18 protein-coding genes and 1 pseudogene are annotated in these 18,580 nt (G+C 71.4%); 6 read left to right on the forward strand and 13 right to left on the reverse strand.

Annotated elements, in window-relative coordinates; all coding sequences use genetic code 11:
- A pseudogene (locus ETD85_RS46945) lies at positions 1-328 on the reverse strand (hypothetical protein); the annotation flags it as partial.
- A 27-nt stretch (positions 329-355) separates the two neighbouring features.
- On the opposite strand from ETD85_RS46945, the gene ETD85_RS46950 reads away from it, so the two are divergent.
- Positions 356-1,090 (forward strand): alanyl-tRNA editing protein, encoded by a 735-nt coding sequence (locus tag ETD85_RS46950; RefSeq protein WP_138696344.1) that lies wholly within the window; start codon positions 356-358, stop codon positions 1,088-1,090.
- Here the strand turns inward: ETD85_RS46950 and ETD85_RS46955 are convergent.
- Positions 1,087-2,106: a GntR family transcriptional regulator gene (locus ETD85_RS46955; protein WP_138696345.1), complete on the reverse strand. Its 1,020-nt coding sequence runs from the start codon at positions 2,104-2,106 to the stop codon at positions 1,087-1,089. The genes ETD85_RS46950 and ETD85_RS46955 overlap by 4 nt on opposite strands.
- 106 nt (positions 2,107-2,212) lie before the next feature.
- Between ETD85_RS46955 and ETD85_RS46960 the strand changes: the two genes are divergently transcribed.
- Complete coding sequence (locus ETD85_RS46960; RefSeq protein WP_138696346.1) at positions 2,213-3,289, forward strand: FAD-dependent monooxygenase; 1,077 nt, start codon at positions 2,213-2,215, stop codon at positions 3,287-3,289.
- A gap of 28 nt (positions 3,290-3,317) precedes the next feature.
- Positions 3,318-4,925, forward strand: a complete 1,608-nt coding sequence (locus tag ETD85_RS46965; protein ID WP_138696347.1) for a DUF2207 domain-containing protein — start codon at positions 3,318-3,320, stop codon at positions 4,923-4,925.
- Here the strand turns inward: ETD85_RS46965 and ETD85_RS46970 are convergent.
- Positions 4,922-5,824 carry an asparaginase gene (locus tag ETD85_RS46970; RefSeq protein WP_240779882.1) on the reverse strand — a complete coding sequence of 301 codons (903 nt, stop codon included), beginning with the start codon at positions 5,822-5,824 and terminating at the stop codon, positions 4,922-4,924. The two genes, ETD85_RS46965 and ETD85_RS46970, sit on opposite strands and share 4 nt — an antisense overlap.
- A gap of 78 nt (positions 5,825-5,902) precedes the next feature.
- On the opposite strand from ETD85_RS46970, the gene dtd reads away from it, so the two are divergent.
- Complete coding sequence (gene dtd / locus ETD85_RS46975) at positions 5,903-6,328, forward strand: D-aminoacyl-tRNA deacylase (RefSeq protein WP_138696349.1); 426 nt, start codon at positions 5,903-5,905, stop codon at positions 6,326-6,328.
- A gap of 206 nt (positions 6,329-6,534) precedes the next feature.
- On the opposite strand, the gene ygfZ is transcribed toward dtd, so the two are convergent.
- Positions 6,535-7,473, reverse strand: a complete 939-nt coding sequence (ygfZ, locus tag ETD85_RS46980; RefSeq protein ID WP_138696350.1) for a CAF17-like 4Fe-4S cluster assembly/insertion protein YgfZ — start codon at positions 7,471-7,473, stop codon at positions 6,535-6,537.
- A gap of 10 nt (positions 7,474-7,483) precedes the next feature.
- Positions 7,484-7,897, reverse strand: coding sequence for a Fur family transcriptional regulator (locus ETD85_RS46985; protein ID WP_138696351.1), 414 nt, complete (start codon positions 7,895-7,897; stop codon positions 7,484-7,486).
- 395 nt (positions 7,898-8,292) lie between these two features.
- On the opposite strand from ETD85_RS46985, the gene ETD85_RS46990 reads away from it, so the two are divergent.
- On the forward strand, positions 8,293-8,682 hold the full coding sequence (locus ETD85_RS46990) for a YybH family protein (protein ID WP_170247217.1): 390 nt from the start codon (positions 8,293-8,295) through the stop codon (positions 8,680-8,682).
- 107 nt (positions 8,683-8,789) lie between these two features.
- On the opposite strand, the gene ETD85_RS46995 is transcribed toward ETD85_RS46990, so the two are convergent.
- The 3 genes from ETD85_RS46995 to cyaB are packed head-to-tail and all read right to left on the reverse strand — an operon-like array spanning position 8,790 to position 10,143.
- Positions 8,790-9,086 (reverse strand): DUF2470 domain-containing protein, encoded by a 297-nt coding sequence (locus tag ETD85_RS46995; protein WP_138696353.1) that lies wholly within the window; start codon positions 9,084-9,086, stop codon positions 8,790-8,792.
- Between the two features lie 6 nt (positions 9,087-9,092).
- A complete protein-coding gene (locus ETD85_RS47000) occupies positions 9,093-9,581 on the reverse strand; it encodes a heme-binding beta-barrel domain-containing protein (protein ID WP_170247218.1) in 489 nt (162 codons plus the stop codon).
- Positions 9,568-10,143, reverse strand: a complete 576-nt coding sequence (gene cyaB, locus ETD85_RS47005; RefSeq protein WP_138696354.1) for a class IV adenylate cyclase — start codon at positions 10,141-10,143, stop codon at positions 9,568-9,570. The genes ETD85_RS47000 and cyaB overlap by 14 nt, the downstream gene beginning before the upstream one ends.
- A 43-nt stretch (positions 10,144-10,186) precedes the next feature.
- Between cyaB and ETD85_RS47010 the strand changes: the two genes are divergently transcribed.
- A complete protein-coding gene (locus ETD85_RS47010) occupies positions 10,187-10,549 on the forward strand; it encodes a DsrE family protein (protein WP_138696355.1) in 363 nt (120 codons plus the stop codon).
- Positions 10,550-10,561: 12 nt separating this feature from the next.
- On the opposite strand, the gene ETD85_RS47015 is transcribed toward ETD85_RS47010, so the two are convergent.
- The 5 genes from ETD85_RS47015 to ETD85_RS47035 all read right to left on the reverse strand — a co-directional run.
- Complete coding sequence (locus ETD85_RS47015) at positions 10,562-11,611, reverse strand: YihY/virulence factor BrkB family protein (protein WP_138696356.1); 1,050 nt, start codon at positions 11,609-11,611, stop codon at positions 10,562-10,564.
- Between the two features lie 81 nt (positions 11,612-11,692).
- A complete protein-coding gene (locus ETD85_RS47020) occupies positions 11,693-12,406 on the reverse strand; it encodes a type 1 glutamine amidotransferase (RefSeq protein WP_138696357.1) in 714 nt (237 codons plus the stop codon).
- On the reverse strand, positions 12,396-13,625 hold the full coding sequence (locus ETD85_RS47025) for a MurT ligase domain-containing protein (RefSeq protein ID WP_138696358.1): 1,230 nt from the start codon (positions 13,623-13,625) through the stop codon (positions 12,396-12,398). The genes ETD85_RS47020 and ETD85_RS47025 overlap by 11 nt, the downstream gene beginning before the upstream one ends.
- Positions 13,626-13,685: 60 nt before the next feature.
- Entirely contained in the window at positions 13,686-16,559 is a 2,874-nt protein-coding gene (locus ETD85_RS47030; protein WP_240779883.1) for an ATP-binding protein, read from the reverse strand.
- 167 nt (positions 16,560-16,726) lie between these two features.
- A partial coding sequence (locus ETD85_RS47035) for a hypothetical protein (RefSeq protein WP_206059316.1) occupies positions 16,727-18,580 on the reverse strand: 1,854 nt, incomplete at its 5' end.

Raw genomic sequence — 18,580 nt, forward strand, 5'->3', positions numbered from 1 at the left:
CGTTGAGATAGCCCGTGCCGCCCGCCCCCGCGATGACCGGCTGCCAGCCCAGCAGGCGCGCGGTCTCCGACGCGTACGTCCGCCACACCGGCACCGGGCCGGACCCCACGGTGAAGCTGTCACCCACGAACATCAGCACCGGAGCCACCGGCCGCGCCGGAGCGGCAGCGGTGGCAGCGGCGTTGACGGCAGGGGTGGCGGCAGGGTCGCCGGGAGGGCTGACGACGGGCGAGCGCGGCGGGGTGCGGCCGGCGACGACGCCGCAGCCGGACAGCGCCAGCATCGCGATGACCGGCGCGAACCGGGAACGACGCGTCAGGCCGCGCATGACCACCTCGGGCACTAAGCTGCCGATATGACCCACGACCTCCACGGACGCACGCAACGGCTGGAACTTTCCGACCAGAACCTGCGCGACTTCGAGGCCGTCGTGCTGGACGCGACGCCTGAGGGGATCGTGCTCAGCAGGTCGGCATTCTATCCAGGCGGAGGCGGTCAGCCGGCGGATCACGGCGTACTGGTCTGGCAGGGCGTGGAGACCCGCATCGCGGGGGTGCGCAAGGGCGACGACCTCTACCTGATCCCGGTGGAGGGCGACCCGATCCCGCCCGTGGGCACCGTGGTCGAGGCCGCGGTGGCCGACCCGCGGCGCTCGGCGCTCATGCGTACGCACTCGGGGCTGCACGTGCTGTGCGGGGTGGTGTTCAGGGATTACGGCTGCCTGGTCACCGGCGGCAACATGGACGAGCTCAGCGCGCGGATGGACTTCAACCTGCCCGAGGTGCCCGCCGGGTTCAAGGAGGCCGTGGAGGCCGCCTGCAACGCCGAGATCGTCGCCGACCGGCGCATCGACGTGCGGGTCCTGCCTCGCAAGGAAGCCTTCGAGATTCCTGACATCATCCGTACGGCCACCAACCTGGTGCCGGAGACCGTGGAGGATGTCCGGATCGTCGACATCGTCGGCCTCGACACGCAGGCGGACGGCGGCACCCACGTGGCCTCGACCAAGCAGATCGGCCACATCAAGGTGGCCAAGATCGAGAGCAAGGGCCGCGGCTTCCGCCGCCTGCGCATCCAGATCTCCGACTAACCCGGCTCGACCAGCGGGGTCGGCCCGTCGAGCAACGGGGTCAGCCCGTCGAGCAGCGGGCCGAGCCCGAACTCGAAGAGCCAGTCGAGATCGAGGTCGAAGTCGCCCAGCTCGGCGAGCATCCTGGCCATGGCCGGGTTGGCGGTCGTGACCAGCCGCAGGAGCTCCTCCTGCCCCTCGACCCACTCGTCGCCGGTGACCCCGGTGGCCGCCTTGGCCTGCCGTTCCAGCTCGATGTGGGTGCCGATGCCCTGCACGTAGCTGTAGATCAGGATCTGGACGTACATCTTGGTCATGGCGTCGACGCCGGTGTCCTGCAGCGCCTCCATGACGAACTCGCTGTGCTTGAGCAGGCTGGGCGAGGCCAGCGGCCGGGTCAGCGGCGTGACCCCGGCCGACCACGGATGGGCGCGGTAGACGGCCCACTGCAGGCGGGCGGAGATCTCCAGCCTGGCCCGCCATCCCCGGGGCGCATCCTCGGGCAGCGGGAACCGGCCTATCGCGGTGTCGATCATGAGCATGACCAGGTCCTCCTTGCCGGCCACGTGCCGGTAGAGGGACATGGTCGCCATGCCGAGCACGCCCGCGACCCTGCGCATGGTCAGCTCCGCCAGACCTTCCGCGTCGGCGATCTCGATGGCCGCGCGCACTATGCGCTCGCGGGCCGGATCGCGCCCCGGGGCCACCCGCCGCGCCCCCTTGCCACCAGAGCTTCCCGCGCTTCCCGCGCTCCCCGCATTCGCCGCACCCACCGGCCCCGCCGCCACGGTCCCGGCGCGCGGCCCCGCCGAGACGTTTCCCGCGCGCGGCTCCGCCACGACCGTGCCCACGCGCGGCTCCGCGACCACCACGCCCTCCTGTGCCAGCCGGGTGAGCACCTTTGCCGCCGTGGCCAGGGCCACGCCCCAGTCTCTGGCCAGCTGTCTGGTGGAGGGCACCCGGTCGCCGGGCCGCAGCCTGCCGTCGGCGATGCGCTGCTTGATGTCGGCCGCGATGCGCGCGCCAGGATTGGTCATCGATCCCCCTGTACTAGTACAGATCCTCCAACAATACCCTTGTGGACGCCTGTTTGTACACCGTACATTCAGTGCTGCGTACAACGTCAACAACAGGGAGCGCATCATGAAGGTCCTCATCTCCGGCGCGAGCGTCGGCGGCCCCGTCCTGGCCTACTGGCTGCGGCGGCACGGGCACGACGTGACGGTCGTCGAGCGGGCCCCGGCCCCGCGCAAGGGCGGCCAGGCCATCGACGTCAGGGGCGCCGCGCTGACCGTGGCCGAGCGGATGGGCGTGCTGGACGAGATCAAGAAGCTGCGCACGACCATGCGGGGCATGTCGATGGTGGACACCCAGGGCAACGAGCTCATGCGCGACGAGACGGCCACGCTCAGCGGCGGCGCGTTCGACAGCCCGGACGTCGAGATCATGCGGGACGACCTCAACGCCATCCTCATCGCCGCCTCCGACGCCACCTACCTCTACGGCGACTCGATCGCCACGCTCGCGGAGGACGGCGAGGTCACCTTCGACAGCGGCCGGCGCGACCGCTACGACTACGTGATCGGCGCCGACGGCCTGCACTCGAACGTGCGGCGGCTGGCCTTCGGCGAGGAGTCGCAGTTCCTGCACCACCTCGGCACGTACCTCTCCATCTTCACCGCCGACAACTTCCTCGGCCTGGACCACTGGCAGACCTGGTTCAACGAGGGCGAGGCGGGCGGCGCGCTCTTCAGCGACCGCGACCCCAGCGAGATGCGGGTCAACCTGGGCTTCAGATCCGACGTGATCGACTACGACTACCGCGACATCGAGCAGCAGAAGCAGCTCATCCAGGACCGCTGCACCGGGGTCTACGAGGCGCCCAGGCTGCTGGCGGCCATGTGGAAGTCCGACGACTTCTACTTCGACTCCATGGCCCAGGTCAAAATGGAGCACTGGTGCAAGGGCCGGGTCGCGCTCGTGGGCGACGCGGGCTACTGCGCCTCGCCGCTGTCCGGGCAGGGCACGAGCCTGGCCTTCGTGGGGGCGTACGTGCTGGCTCAGGAGCTGGTCGCGAACCCCGCGACGGCCTTCGAGCGCTACGAGGAGCGCATGCGCCCGTTCGTGACCGCCAACCAGGCGCTGGCCTTCGAGAACACCGGTCAGGGCGCGGCTCCGGAGAGCATTCAGCAGGCGGCCCGCAGCATCTCGCTGGACTGACAAGTCCGAACCGATACGATTTGCCGCCATGACGGGTTTCAGACTCACGATGGCCACCCTGGCGGCCACCGCTCTGACGTTGACCGCCGCCCCCGCCGTGGCCGCGGAGGCCGGGATCACCGACGAGGTGACGATGACCCTCGGCAAGGACGGCACCCTGCACGTGGTCGAGAAGATCAGCGGGGCGTCCGGGCAGCTCAAGCGGACGCTCATCACCAGGACGCGGTACGACGACGGCAACGACCGCCTCTACCGGATCTCGAACGTCAAGGGCGGCACCCTGGCGGGGGACGTGCTCACCGTGACGGGCCAGAGCGTCGAGTACGACGTCAAGGGCGCGGTGACCACCTCGGGCGGCGTCGAGGAGCTGCGCTGGTTCGCCGTGAGCGGCTGGAACACCGAGGTCGCCAAGGCCACCGTCAAGGTCAACGGCCCGGGGCAGGTCCAGAACCTGTCCTGCTTCGCCGGCGAGCTGACCTCGGCCATCGGCTGCACCTCCGCCTCCATGGACCACTCGGCCACCCAGGCCGACTTCGAGCAGGAGAACATCGCGCAGGGCCAGGCCCTGACCGTGGTGGTCGGCTACCCGAAGGGCTCCAGCAGCGGCACGCCGATCCTGGAGAAGCGGTTCTCGCTGGCCGCCGCCTTCACCCTGAACACCGTCACCGGCGGCGCCCTGGCCGGCCTGCTCCTGCTGCTGCTCGGCGGCCTGGGCCTGCTCTACTGGACGCGGGGCCGGGACGCCCGGGTCGCCGGCCACGAGAGCGGCTCGGTCGATCCAGTGCAGAACGGGCACTTCTCCCCGCCCGACGGGGTGCGTCCCGGCCAGATCGGCACGCTGGTGGACGAGCAGGCCGACGTGGTCGACGTGACCGCCACCATCGTGGACCTCGCGGTCCGCGGCTACCTGCGGATCGACGAGCAGCCCCGCCAGACCTACGACGCGCCCGACTGGCTGCTGGTCCGGCTGCCGAGCGCGCCCGTCAACGCGCTCCTGCCGTACGAGCTCGCGCTCTACCAGGCCATCTTCGACGGCCGGGACGCGGTGCTGCTGTCGCAGCTGTCCGGCTCGTTCGCCAGCCATCTGGGCAAGGTGCGCGACGCCCTGTACGCCGACGTGGTCAAGCAGGGCTGGTTCGCCCGCCGCCCGGACACCGAGCGCACCAGGTGGACGACGATCGGCGTGATCCTGATCGGCGTGGGGCTGGTGGCCACGGTGGCGCTGGCCTGGTTCACCACGTACGGGCTGCTGGGCCTGGCCCTGGTCATCGCGGGCGGCGCGCTGGCCGTCGGCGGCCAGTACATGCCGGCCAAGACGGCCAAGGGCTCGGCGGCGCTGGCGCACACGATGGGCTTTCGCGACTACCTGTTCTCCGGCGAGCTGGGTGAGGTGCCCGAGCAGCACCGGGTGGAGCTGTTCTCCCGCTACCTGCCCTACGCGGTGATCTTCGACGGGGTGGAGCACTGGTCGCGGGTGGTGGCCTCGGTCACCGGCAACGGCCACCAGTCCGACAACCTGTACTGGTATCACGGGCCGGCGGAGTGGGACCTGTCCAAGTTCGCGGGGTCGATGCGCACGTTCACCACGACGACCTCAGGCGCCATCTCCGCCACCCGCCAGTTCCGCACGCTCTAGCGGATCCGCAGCTCCCCCACCGGGCGGCCGCCGCCGAGCACCGGCGGGACGGCCAGCTCGGCCAGCTCGGGCGCGTCCAGGCCGAGCGAGCGCAGCGCCGCCACGGTGACGGGGACGCGGGCGCGCTGCGAGCCGTCCTCGATCTTGATGGTCCCGGCGCGGCCGTCCTCGAACGCGAACGCGTCGAACGCCTCCGCCCCCGCCTTCAGCATGAGCCCGGGCAGAGCGCGCATGAGCTTGGCCTCGGGCCGGTCGGTGCCCGAGGTCCACTCGGGGTAGGTGCGCATGGCCTCGAAGATCTTGCGCTCGTACGAGTCCTCCGACGACATCGGGAACGACCTGAACGCCTTGACCACCCCGAGCATCGACACGAAGAACAGCGGCGCCCCGCAGCCGTCCACGCCGGAGGCCGCGATCCGCTCGCCGGTCAGGTCCTCCACCGTCTCCCTGATGGCACGCTGCAGCGGGTGCGCAGGCTCCAGGTAGGTGGTCAGCGGCCAGTCGTTGAGCACGCAGGTGGCCAGCATGGCCGCGTGCTTGCCCGAGCAGTTCATGTAGACGCGGCCGCGCTCGGTCACCGTCCGGTCGGCCGGGTAGTCCTCAGGACACAGCAGCGCCGGCTCCTCCAGACCCGCCCCGGCGAGGATCTTCCGCACGCCGTCCACGTGGAACGGCTCTCCCGAGTGCGAGGCGCAGGCCAGCGCGAGCAGCTCGTCCTCCAGCCGCAGCCCGGCGCGGAGCATGCCGAGCGCCTGCAACGGCTTCATCGACGACCGTGGCGACGCGGGAACGTGCACCGCGCCCCGAGTCTCGACCGGGCGTCCTTCCGCGTCCACGGTCAGCACACGAGCCTGATGCCTGGACTCCACGAACCCGGACCGGACAACTTCCACAACCATCGACATTTCACGTCCCCTTTCACCACGAGTCTACGGACCGGTTTTGCCGGTGTTTTTCCTGGTCCACAATGGGATCCCATGCGAGCAGTGGTGCAGCGGGTGAGTTCGGCGTCGGTCGAGGTCGAAGGGCGTACGGTCGGGGCGGTCGAGGAGCCGGGGCTGCTGGTCCTGGTGGGGGTCACGCACACGGACACGCGGGCCGAGGCCGCGAAGCTGGCCGCCAAGCTGTGGGGGCTGCGCATCCTGCACGGCGAGAAGTCCTGCTCGGACGTCTCCGCGCCGCTCCTGGTGATCAGCCAGTTCACCCTGTACGGCGACGCGCGCAAGGGCCGGCGGCCCACGTGGCAGGCGGCCGCCCCTGGACCGGTCGCCGAGCCGCTGGTGGAGGCCGTGGTGGCGGAGCTGCGCGGGCTCGGCGCGCACGTGGAGACGGGCGTCTTCGGCGCGGACATGCGGGTGTCGCTCGTCAACGACGGCCCGATCACCCTCGTCCTCGACGTCTGACGCCCCCTGGGCCGAGCCGGCCGAGCCGTCAGAGCTCAGCGCAGCCCCGGCACGGGCTCGGCCCCTTAGCAGGCCCGCACAGCCCTTGAGGGAGCCTGAGCAAGCCTGAGAGAGCCGGAGAGAGGCTGAGGGGCCCGGCCCGGGGTCAGCGCCCGGGGTCAGCGCCCGGGGTCAGCGCCCGGCCCGGCGTCGCGCCCGGCCCGGGGTCAGCGGATGCGGCGGCGCAGCGACGGGTCGATGCTGACGTTGCGGCCCGCGTCCGGCGGCACGATGACCTCCTGCGCCGCGGCCACCCCACCGGCCAGCAGCGTCGCGTCCACCGGCACCGTACGCTTGATCACCGCCAGCGCGATGGGCCCGAGCTCGTGGTGCCGGGCGGCCGAGCCGACCACGCCGACCTCCTGGCTCTCGAAGATCACCGGCGCGCCGTGCACCGGCAGCGTGTCGACGCTGCCGTCGAGGTGCAGGAACACCAGGCGGCGCGGCGGATGCCCCAGGTTGTGCACCCGGGCCACCGTCTCCTGGCCCCGGTAGCAGCCCTTGCTCAGGTGGACGGCCGCCCCGATCCACCCCACTTCGTGCGGAATCGTCTTGTGGTCGGTCTCGAAGCCCAGCCGCGGCCGGTGCGCCTCGATGCGCAGCGCCTCGTAGGCCCACAGCCCCGCCAGGGGCTTGCCCAGGTGCTCGGCCAGCTCCTCGCGCGGCACCAGGAAGTCTTCGTCGGCCGTGGACAGCACGGCCAGCTCGTCGGCCCGCGACACCTCCACCCGCAGCATGAACCGCATGCGGTCGAGATAGTCGACCAGGCTCTGCGCGGTGCCGGGCTCGACGTGGGCCAGCAGGCTCTCACCGTCGTCGACCAGCGTCAGATGGTGCTGCACGCGACCCTGGAGGTCGAGGTCGAGCGTCTGCGTCCACTCGCCGGGGGCCAGCTTGTCGAGCTTTTGCGAGGTCAGGTCATTGAGCCATTTCAGCCGGTCCACGCCGGAGACGCGGATCACCTCGCGGTTGCTGCGGTCGACCACCGCCTCGCCCTTGGCCAGCGCGCGCTGCTCGGCGAACAGGTCGCCATAGTGCGCGGCTACGTCGGAATCGGGCCCGTCGGCCGCGACGGCGCCGGGGAGATCGAGCAGAGGGCTACGCATGTCTTCCAGGCTAGCGGCAGTTGCGGCAACGTCCGAAGACGGTCAGGTGATGCACGTCCGCGACGAACCCCAGCTCCTCGTCCAGGCCCCTGACCAGCCCTTCCGCCAGCTCCGGGCGCACTTCGAACACCTTGTCGCAGCCCCGGCACACCAGGTGCACGTGATCGGCCTCGGAGGCCAGGTGGTAGGTCGGCGCACCGTGGCCCAGATGGGTGTGCGTGACCATGCCGAGCTCTTCGAGCAGCTCCAGCGTGCGGTAGACGGTCGAGATGTTCACCCCGCGGGCCGTCTCGCGGACCTTGACGCAGATCTCCTCCGGAGTGGCGTGCTCCAGCGCCTTGACCGCCTCCAGGACGAGCTGCCGCTGAGGGGTGACCCGGTAGCCCTTCGCGCGGAGTTCTTCGTGCCACTGAGTCTCCGTCATGACCCGAGTGTACGGCCCGGCGATATTCACTTGCCCGTTTCGCGGAGGAGCGCATAGCTTCGGTGGTACGCGGAAAGGAGGTGGTCCAAACAATGGTGATTCATAGTTGGACTAGCGAGGTGGTTGTCCGCTGACGTCGCGGACTGTTGTCTCGTGCCGTTAGGCGAATTCGAGGCAACCACCGGGGCCCCTGGCAGCCGGAGGGCGGGATCTCATCCTGGCCCGTTGGTCCATCCGGCCCGTCTGCACGGCAGGCGGAGTGTTGCCTGGGGCCCTTCTTCATGTCCGGAGGGCGTTGCCCACCGAGGGCGCCCATCGCGGGCGAGAAGACGGTTGACCTTGTCACTGACGTCAAGGTCTACCCTCGGCTCTCGGCCTCGACGGAACGGACACGCATGACCACGGACCGGGACACGCTTCTCCAGCACGACCAGAGCTTCTTCGACGCCTTGGTGTCAGGCGACCGCGACCTGCTCGAAGCGCTGCTGTCCGACGATTTCGTCCTGGTGGGGGTCGAGGACGGCGCCGTCGCCGACAAAGGGGTAGTCCTGGACCTGATGGCGTCCGGGGCGCTCCGGTTCCCGCGGATCACTTCGTTCCCGGACGAGGCGATCGTCCGGGTCCTCGGCGAGGTGGCCATCATCGTGGGGCGTACCGGGATGAGCTTCACCGGCCCCGACGGCACCGCGTTCAGCGCCGGCAGCCGCTACACCCACGTCTACGCCGCCGCCTCCGACGGCGCCTGGCGGCTCGTCTCCGCGCAGGGCACCACGATCAAGGACTGACCCGCGACCCTTCCGGCCCGCTGAGTGCTCGCCGCGAGCCTGCGGCCCGCTGAGTGCTCGCCGCGAGCCTGCGGCCCGCTCAGTGCTCACCGCGAGCCTGCGGCCCGCTAGTGCTCACCGCGGGGCGGGAGGCCGAGCTTGGCGCAGGCGTCCTGGTAGAGCCGCACCACGGCCTTGCGCACCTGGGCCCGCTCGGTCAGCGTCTCCCCCCAGGGCACCCGCACCCGCTCCGCGCCGTCCACCGTGAACTCGATCGCCTCGGCGTCCACGTCACTCGTCACGGCCGAGGTGGCATCGGGCCGCCCGCCCAGCGCGCGCACGATGATCAGCGAGTCGCCGGCGTGGTCGTCATTCATGTGGCGCTTGATCGCCTCGACGGCGTCAGCGGTGAAAGGCGTGCTCATAACGGCTCAAGTTACCTTCTTCAGCTCGGCGGACATGTGGTCGGTCAGCGGGTGGCCGACGGCCGCCATCTCGTAGGCCCACATGAGATTGCCCTTGACGAGCCCGTAGAGCCGGTGGCCCGCGGTGTACTCCTTGGCCGTGGACGTGCGCGCGACGACGTCCGTGCGCAGCTCGATCTTGTGGAAGACCACCTCGCCGATGTAGATCTCGACGATCCCGGTCGGGTGCGCCAGCACCACCTCGACCTGCCTGTCGGGCTGCGGCCGCCAGTATCCCGACTCGGTCGCCAGCGGCCTGACCCGGGTTCCGTCCTGGTCGAGCAGCCAGGTGCGGCTCACGTAGCTCAGGAACGGCTTACCGTTGTGCCCGAACTCGATCTCCTGGCCGAAGTTGAAGCTCTCGATGGTCGGGTATCCACCCACTCCGGCGCCTTCCCACCGGCCGAGCAGGAACGCGATCGGCTCCAGGTCAGGGTGCATCTCAGGTTCTTCCATGGTCGTCAAGGGTAGTGCTCCTGACCCGCCGTACGGCCTCGGTGTACAGCTCTGTCGTGAGGTCTTCGCCGCCGATCCCGAGCTCAGCCAGCACCTGCCTGACCACGCGCAGCGCGGCGGGCACCGCCGCCGGCTCGACGACGGCCTCGACCTCCAGGAACGTGCCCGCCAGCTCGGGCACCGCGACCAGGGTGGCGAGCAGCGGGAGCCCCGACCGCTCCAGCCGGTAGTTCGCGCAGCGCTTCTCGTACCTGATCACCTCCTCCAGCCCGAGCTTGCGCAGCACGGCGTCCATCGCGACGGGATCGGCCACCGCCGTCTCGTACTCGGGCTTGGAGCCGCTGTCCCGGTCCACGACCGGGTCCTTGTACGTGAGCAGGCTCCGCGTCCCGTCCACCACGCGCAGCCGGATCTCCCTCCCGTCCCGCGAATGGCGCCGGTCAGGGGTGTCGTAATAGACGTCGCGATAGACGTTGAGCTGCTCGTCCGCGCGCTCGCGGAGTGCTGCCCGCACCCGGGCGGGGTCGCGTACGACCGCCTTCAGCTCCGCCTCGATCGGCATGCTCCTCCTTCGTCCGCGGGCCACGGAGGCTAGGGTGACGGTCATGGCACGATCACTGGTGATCAAGGTGACCGCCGGAGCCGACGCCCCCGAGCGCTGCAATCAGGCGTTCACGGTCGCGGCCGCGGCGCTCGCGAGCGGCGTACCCGTTTCTCTGTGGCTCACCGGCGAGGCGTCGTGGTTCGCGCTGCCGGGCCGGGCCAAGGAGTTCAGCCTGCCGCACGCCGCACCGCTGCCCGACCTGCTGGAGGCCGTCCTGGCGGCCGGGCGGGTGACGCTGTGCACGCAGTGCGCCGCCCGCCGGAACATCACCGTGGACGACCTCATCGACGGGATACGCATCGCGGGCGCGCCGGCGTTCGTCGAGGAGGCGGTCCGCGAAGGGGCCCAGGCCCTGGTCTACTGACCGGCACCCTGGTCAGACCTCGCGTTTCCGCCTTCTGACGGCCCTGACCAGCCCGCGCGCGGTCGAGATCGCGGCCGAGCCGACCGCGCCCACCAGGGGCTCCCGCTCCTCCTCGGCCGTTGGCCCCGGGTCGGGGTGAGCGGGCTCGCCGCACCCCGCGCGGCAGGCTTCGAGCTGCGCCGCGAACGCCATGCCCAAGAACAGCGCGATCGAGCTGAGGAACGACCACAGCAGCAGCGCCATGGCCGCCGTCAGCGGCCCGTACGTGTGCCCGAAGGTGCCGTTGTACTCGGTGTACAGCGCCAGCGCCAGCGTGAACAGCGTCCACAGCCCCAGCGACACCAGCGCGCCCACCGCCAGCCAGGTGTGCCCCGGCTGCCTGCGCCTGGGCGAGGCGCGGAACAGAGTGACGGTGGACGTCAGCGCGAGCAGGAAGCCGAGCGGCCAGCGGGCGATCCCGAAGGCGCGCCGGGCCCCCGCGCCCCAGTCGTAGACCTTCGCCAGCGCGTCGCCCAGCTCGCCGCCGCCCACCAGGATCGTGAACCCGGTGATCATGAAGACCCCGGCGGTCAGGGCGAGCACGGCCGCCCTGGCGTACTTGCGGTGGAACGGCCGGTCGCGCTCGACGCCGTAGATCCGGTTCGCGCCCCGCTCGAACTGCGCCATGGCCGTCGCCAGCGCCGCCAGAGTGGTCCCCAGGCCGAGCCAGAGCGCCAGCTCGTCCCTGGTGCTGCCCCGGCCTCCCAGCGCCTGTGTGACCGTCTCCGCGCCGCCTCCGGGCACCAGGCCGCTCAGCGTCAGCTCCAGCACCCGGCCGAGCTCCTCCTGGTGGGTGACCGCGCTCAGCCCGACCAGCGCGATGGCGCCGGGGATGATCGCGAGGCAGAGCTGGAAGGCCAGCGCCCGCGCGTGGCTCATGCCGTCGCCGTACCTGAACCTGATCAGGGAGTCACGGGCGAAGCGCCAGCCGCCGTATTTGCGCAGGGTCTCCCACGCGTCGTCGGCGGACAGTTCGTCGCCGCTCATCGCGCGCGTCTGGGGGACGGTGACAGTGGATCCCACGGCGCACGCTCTACCCCGCTTCGGGCGATTCACCGCGCCGGCCGGGCCCGCGTAGGAGCGGCCCGGCGCGGCGGCGTGGCGTCAGTGCGGTACGACGGCCGCCAGGCGTTCCTGGCGCAGGGCCTCGTAGCGCGAGTCGTCGAGCGGGGCCAGCTCCCCCGCCCGCCACGACAGCAGCAGGTCGGCCAGCGCGGGGTTGCGGGCCAGCGCCGGCCCGTGCAGGTAGGTGCCGACGACGTGGCCCGCGTAGCAGCCCTCGAAGCCGTCGCCGTTGCCCACGCCCACGCTCGTCTTGGACAGCGGCCGGACCCCGGGCCCCAGATGGGTGATGCCCATGTGGTTCTCGAAGCCGGTCAGCGTGGGCAGGTTGAGTGCGGCGTCCACCTCCGCCACCAGCTCGCCCACCGCGCGCGCGGGGCCGCGCGAGCTGGCGATGTCGAGGAGCGCGATGCCGTCGACCGGCTGCCCCTCCTCGCCGCCGAACGTCGTGCCCATGATCTGGTAGCCGGCGCACACGGCCAGCATGGCGGCGCCGCCCGCGATCGCGCGGTGCAGGCCGCCGTCGCGCCGCAGCCGCTCGGCGGCCAGGATCTGCGGGCGGTCCTCGCCGCCGCCGATGAGGTAGATGTCGCCGCTCTCCGGGACCGGGTCGGCCGAGCGTACGTGGATCGTCTCGGTCTCGATCCCCCTGCGCTGCGCCCGCTGCTCCAGGACCAGGACGTTGCCCTGGTCGCCGTACGTGCTCAGCAGGTCGGGGTAGATCCAGACGATGCGCAGGGCGCTGTCAGACGGCACGACCGAACTCCGATCGGATCGATTGGAAGGCGGTGTAGTTGGCGATCACGTCCACCCGGCCGGGCGGCTGCATGGCCAGCGCCTCCGAGAACGTGCCGCACAGCGTGAACGGCACCTCGGCCACGTCGAGCCGGAGTGCCAGGTCGAGGCGGCGCTGGCCGGTCACGAAGACGGGACGGCCGCGCAGGATGCGGTAGTCGACGTCCCACAGCCACGAGGTGTCGCGGCCGTCGGGACCCTGCGCGTTGACCGACAGGATGATCGGGAACTGCGGGTCGGCGACGTCGAACGCCTCCAGCCAGCCCGCCGGGTTCTTCGCCAGCAGCAGGCGCGCGTGCCGGCCATCGCGCTCGACGGTGGTGTAGCGGCCCGCCACCGAGGTCACCTCGCGGAGATGGGGCAGCGCCCGCTCCACCGGCACCCCGAACGCCTCGGCCACGGCCAGCGCCATCACCGCGTTGGAGCGGTTGGCCAGGCCGGGGAGCTGGATGTCGAGCAGCCAGCGCTGCCCGCGCGGGTCGACCGCCACCTCGTCGTCGATCGCCCACTGCGGCTCGGGCCGGTGGAAGGTGCACTCCCTGCACGCCCAGTCGGCGTCCTTGCGGTCGAGCGGGCCGCCGCACTCGGGGCAGCACCAGGAGTCTTCTTTCCACCGCTGGCCGCCGGCGACCCAGGTGACCTTGGCCGCCGTCGAGGCGCCCCAGGTCACGAGCGGGTCGTCGCAGTTGGCGATGACGTGGGTGGGTTTGCCGGACAGTGCCCTGCGCCACTTCTGTGCCAGCAGCCAGATCTCGGCCGCGCGGTCCATCTGGTCGCGGCTGAGATTCATCAGGCAGACGACGCCCGCGCCGGTGGTGTCGAGCACCTCGGGCAGGTATTTCTCGTCCACCTCCAGGACGCCGTAGGGGGCGCCCTTCTGCTGGGACAGCGCGGAGACGTGACCCGCCGGCATGTTGGCGCCGAACGCGTTGGTGGCCACCTCGCCGAGGTCGAGCAGCGCCGAGGTGATCAGCCTGGTCGTCGTGGTCTTGCCGTTGGTGGCGCTCACCAGGGCCAGCTTGCGGTCGCGGGCCAGCTTGCGCAGGAGGTCTGGCTCCAGCAGCAGGCCGACCCGCCCGCCGATCACCGAGCCGTCACCGCGCCCGGTCATCCTGGACAGTGTGGCGGCACTGCGGCCCAGGGCGCTGGCGAGCTGAGCCCGCAGAGGAAGCTGGGTCATGCCCAAGGATCCTAGTCGGGGTTGACCGTAGATCTGATGACGCACACGAAAACACGGCGCTCAGGTGCTGGGGGAATCGGCGAAAGCGATCTCCGGGGCGCCCCCGTGGTCGAACGGCAGCACGAAGCGGCGCGGCCACGACAGCACCCCCTCCAGCCATCCGGCCCCCATCGTCTGCCCCACGTGCCGCAGCCGGGCCGACGACTCGATGCCGATCGCGACCGTGGTGACGTCCCGCTGCACCGCCTCGTTCTCGTCGTCGCCGAGGATGACCCGCCAGGCCAGCGCGCGGTTGTGGTCCACCTCCATCGACAGCGGGTGGTGGCGCAGCGCCTTGGCCCGGTGGCCGAGCAGCTCGGTGTGGACGAGGTCGCTAGATCCCGCGCCGTCCGGCAGGCGGAAGAGCGCGTACTCCATGGGCGGGGCCGGGCTGCGCAGGTTGGGGGCCGGCTGGCCGTACGGGAAGAGCCGGTCCACCTCGTGCAGCCAGCGCACCTGCGGGATGACCCACGAGGCGCCCGGCCGCTCGCCGCCGCTCTCGACCGCGGACAGCAGCCGGCTGGCCGTCTCCGCCGCCTTCTCCGTGAGCAGTGACGGGTCGAACCAGCTCCGCAGCGACCAGGCCCGCCGCTGGACCGAGCGCTCGATCAGGGTGGCGAGCAGGCACTCCCTGCGCCGGGCCGGCAGGTCGGCCCAGCCGGCCGCCAGGGCGCGCGGCACGCCGGGCAGCGGCCGGTTGCTGACGAAGGCGAGGACGACCGTGTCGCACCAGATGCGCATCCAGGCCCAGTCGGGCGAGTCGGCGAGCACGTCGGCCTCGCGCAGCTCCACCAGCGTGCAGGCCAGCCCCGTGCGGCACTGCTGGCCGCACGCCGCCGACCTGCGGCCGCGGATGGGCGGCGGCGGCCCCGGCAGGACCTTCTCCCTGGACTCCCCCAGCGGCACGCGGACCCGCAGCGGCCGGTCCATCCCGTCGGCGAACACCGCCGCCGAGCCCGGCTGGAGCGAGACGACGTGGCGGGACTGCTCGTCGCTGAGGTTCATGGCGGCGCCGACGAGCTTCCTGTCGTCCTCGGCGGGCAGCCGGTGCACGACCTTCAGCGCGGTGTTCTTCACCACGTCGGGGACGAGCTTGGTCGGGATCTGCTCGGCCACCACGATGCCCTCGCCGTACGCCCTGATCTCCGCGAGCAGGCCGGCCAGCAGCTCCACCGCGTGCGTCGAGGCCCGCCCGTGACCGCGGTCGCGCAGCAGCCGGTGGGCCTCCTCGATCACGATCACGTGGCGCAGGTCGGTGGACTTCTCCTTCCTGGCCCGCATCCGCAGGTGCTCGACGATCCTGATGATCAGCGTGCCCATGAGGAACGCCTTGTCCTCGTCGTTGGCCACGTCCTCGATCGCCAGCACGACGTCGCGCTCCAGCAGGCCGCCGATGTCAGCCGGGTGACCGCCCTCGAAGAAGCGCCCGGCCGAGCCGACCCGCAGGGAGCGGAGCCTGAGCGAGATGAAGCCCTCCACGTCGGCCTGGACCTCGCGGCCGTAGCCGATCTCCTTGATGACGTCCATGGCGTGCTGCTGGAGCTGTTCGAGGGTGGGGATGCTGGGCGGGACGTTCGAGCCGGGCACCGCGCCGCCGGTGACGACGTCCCAGCCGGTGGCCTCGTAGACGCGCTGCAGGGCCAGCGACATGATCTGCGGGAACGGCTCCTCGGCGTCGAACGCGGCCATGAACAGCGCCCTGACCATGTCGATGTGGGCCTGGACCGGGTAGCCGGGCTCGGGTTCGAGCGGGTTGATGCTGAGCGGCACGCCGTCGGGGGCCGACGGGTTGATCACCGTGACCGGGTCGTCGAGGCGGCCGGCCATGGCGGCGTACTCGGACTTGGCCGGCTCGATGGCCAGCCACGGGATGCCGGCCCTGCTGAGCTGCTCCAGCAGGTGCCTGACCGTCTGGGACTTGCCGGAGCCGGTGGCTCCGGTGACGAACGCGTGCCGGTTGAGCGTGGCCAGCGGCACCCTGAACGAGCCGACGCCCCTGTCCTGGCCGTCGAGGATCTCGCCCAGCTCCAGCTCGCCGCCGTCCGCCTCCGAGGTCACGTCGAAGAAGCCCGAGTCGAGCACGCGTACGCCGGGGACCTCCCGCCTGGGCAGCCCGGCCAGCGCCGCGAGCGCGCCCGCGGTCGCCGCGAACGGGGCCGCGGCGCCGTCGGCCGGGTCCTGCATGGTGATCGCCAGCGCTTCCGACAGCGCGTAGACGGCGCCGTGGGAGCTGCGCAGCCGGTACGGGTGGTGGCTCATCTCGACGGATCCGACCAGGACGGGCGCGATCTGCCGCAGCTCGTCGGCCGTGGCGCCGCCGGCCAGCACCCGTACGTTCCACAGCCCCGCCTCGCGGAAGGCGTCGAGCTCCTGCATCCGGCGCTCCGCGCGCTCGGCGTCGAAGCGGGAGCGCTCGGAGGCGTCGCCGTACTGCCTGAGCACGTTGAGCTGGGTACGCAGGTGGGCCACCTCGGCGTCGAGCAGGTCGGTCGGCTCGGCCACCACCAGCCAGGCGAACGGCCTGGACATCAGCGTGACCAGCGTCGACTCGAACAGCGTCGGCCGCTTCAGCTCGTCCGGGTCGAGCTCGGCGTACTCGCGGCCCCTGCTCCCGAGCGGCGGCGCCTGGCGGCCCGGGCACGGCGTCCACACCAGGTCCGCCAGGTCGGCGAGATACTCCTCGTCGAGCTGCACCCCGCGCGCCCCGCCGGGGAACAGCAGCGGCTGCGGCCCGCACTGGCGGTCGGGCAGGTCGGTGGCCCTGCGCGGCTGGCGCGGAGGCGACAGCGGGCCCGCGTTGGTGATGAGCTCCAGCGGCGCGCCCGAGCCGCGCGAGAGCCACCCGATCACGAACGGGCGGTCGCGTTGCGCGGCCGACAGCACGGCCGGCAGCACGGTGACGAAATCCCACTCGGCCGATGAGCTTCGCGAGGGTGCTGCGATCGACTGGATTCGATACCAAGGCCCACTCAGCGCCACACTCGGCTGCATTTCATTCCCCCACAGACGGTTCTTTGTTAAATTCCGCCAACCGTCAGTCCGTCACCTTGACATTGACCATGTCATTGCCTGCCCTTGCGCCAGTCCAGGCGTGGCGGTGGTGGCCCGAGGTTCGGGGGCGGGTCTCCGTCGCCGTTCTGGTCCTGCGCGTCCAGCGCGAGCACGACCTCGCGCAGATCCTCCAGCTCGCCGAGCGTGGTCTTGGGGAAAGTCAGGATGGCGGGGTTGGCGTCGGCGAGGCGTACGCGCCTGCCGTCGGCCGTGGCGTCCGTGACGATCACGGAGGTGGTGGGAAGCTGCTGGAGCTGGTGCGGCTCGACCAGGAACTCGCGCGAGCGCTGCAGCACCCGCTCCTTCTCCGAGATCTTGTCGGCGGTCCTGCCCCACTCGGTGGACTCGGTGATGTCCCCCGCGAGGTCGGCCTGGCTGTCGTCGCGTTCTTCCCTGGCGTCCTCCATCTCGGCGATCGTGGAGGTGTAGCCGCCGTCGAGGCCGGGCAGCGAGTCGCTGATCGTCTCGGTGAGCTGGGCCAGCTCCAGCCGGTGCTCGGTGCCGACGTGCTCGCTGGCGACCCGCGCGTCCTCGGCGTTGCCGAGCCGCATGAACGCGACCGCCGCGTGCCCCCTGCCGAGCCGCTCGCGCACGGTCGGCGTCAGCGACCGGTAGGTCAGCACGAGCCCGGTACGCGAGGTCTCGCAGGCGTCCATCAGCCGGTCGAGCACGTCGCCGCGGAGCTTGTCCGCGCCCGCCACGATGATCGTGTGGTACCAGGGCCGGTCGGAGGCGGGCGACTGGCGCAGGATGTGGGTGAGCGCGGTGGCCACGTACGTGCCGAGCACCCGGTTGCCGAACACGCCCGCCTGCCGGTCCATGCTCACCACCCGGAGCCTGGCGGGCGGCAGGCGTACGGCCTGCGTGCCCAGCGTCTCCAGCTTGCGCAGCTGCGACTCCAGCGCCCAGGCCCGCTCGATCACCACCCGGTCGCTCACCCCGCGCCCGAACAGCGTGCCGATGCGCTCCAGCTGCGTGGCGGTGATCAGCCCGAATCTCAGGTCGTCGCGCGGGTCGCCCACCTGCGCCAGCGCCCGCAGCGCGGCGGTGACCTGGCTGATCGTCGCGTTCTCGCCGAGCACCTCCAGCACCCGCTCCAGGATCGCGTTGTCGAAGCTGAGGTCGCGCGTGGAGCGGTGTTCCTCGCTGACGCTCACCACGTGCGCCAGCACGTCCGCGAACGCCTCAGGCTTGAGCGTGGCGCCGAGGTCGAGCTTGGGCAGATCGACGGGCAGCACCCAGACGAGCGGGTCGTCGCCGCCCTTGCGGGCCAGCTCGATCAGGTCCTTGGCGACCGCGCCCTCCGACAGGTCGAGCACGGTCAGATGACCGCCGCTGTAGAGCCGCGTCGCGCCCAGCAGCGTGATCAGCGCCGACCATCCGGGTAAGGTGCCGCCGGCCACGTCGATGCGGTCGAGCTCGTCCGGCACGGCGACCGCGTACCAGGTGAGCTGCTTGTCGTGCCGCTCCTTGGACTCCTGCCACTCGCGGTAGCGCTCGGCGTGCTCCTCCTGGGCCCGGAACAGCTCCTTGTCACGTTCCTGCCGCTGGCGCTCGTTCCTGGCCTGCTGCTCCAGCACGCGGTACTTGACCGCCCGGTCGCCCTGGAGGAGCGCGTAGCTGCAGATGGCCGCCACGCCGCCGGCGGCGACCAGGCCGAGCAGCGCGAAGGACCACGCCAGGTAGCCGGCCACGGCCGCGGCCACGATCAGCACGGTCACCACGAGCATGAACAGGCGGAAGACCCGGACCGGCCGGTTGAGCATGTCCTCCTGGAGTCGCTCGCGGCGCAGCAGCTCCCGCGCGGCGGCGTCGGACTCGGCGTCGGTCCGGCTCTCCTGGGCGGGCGAGGGGCGTTTCGGCGG

It is taken from the genome of Nonomuraea zeae, from assembly GCF_005889725.1.
Taxonomy (GTDB): domain Bacteria; phylum Actinomycetota; class Actinomycetes; order Streptosporangiales; family Streptosporangiaceae; genus Nonomuraea; species Nonomuraea zeae.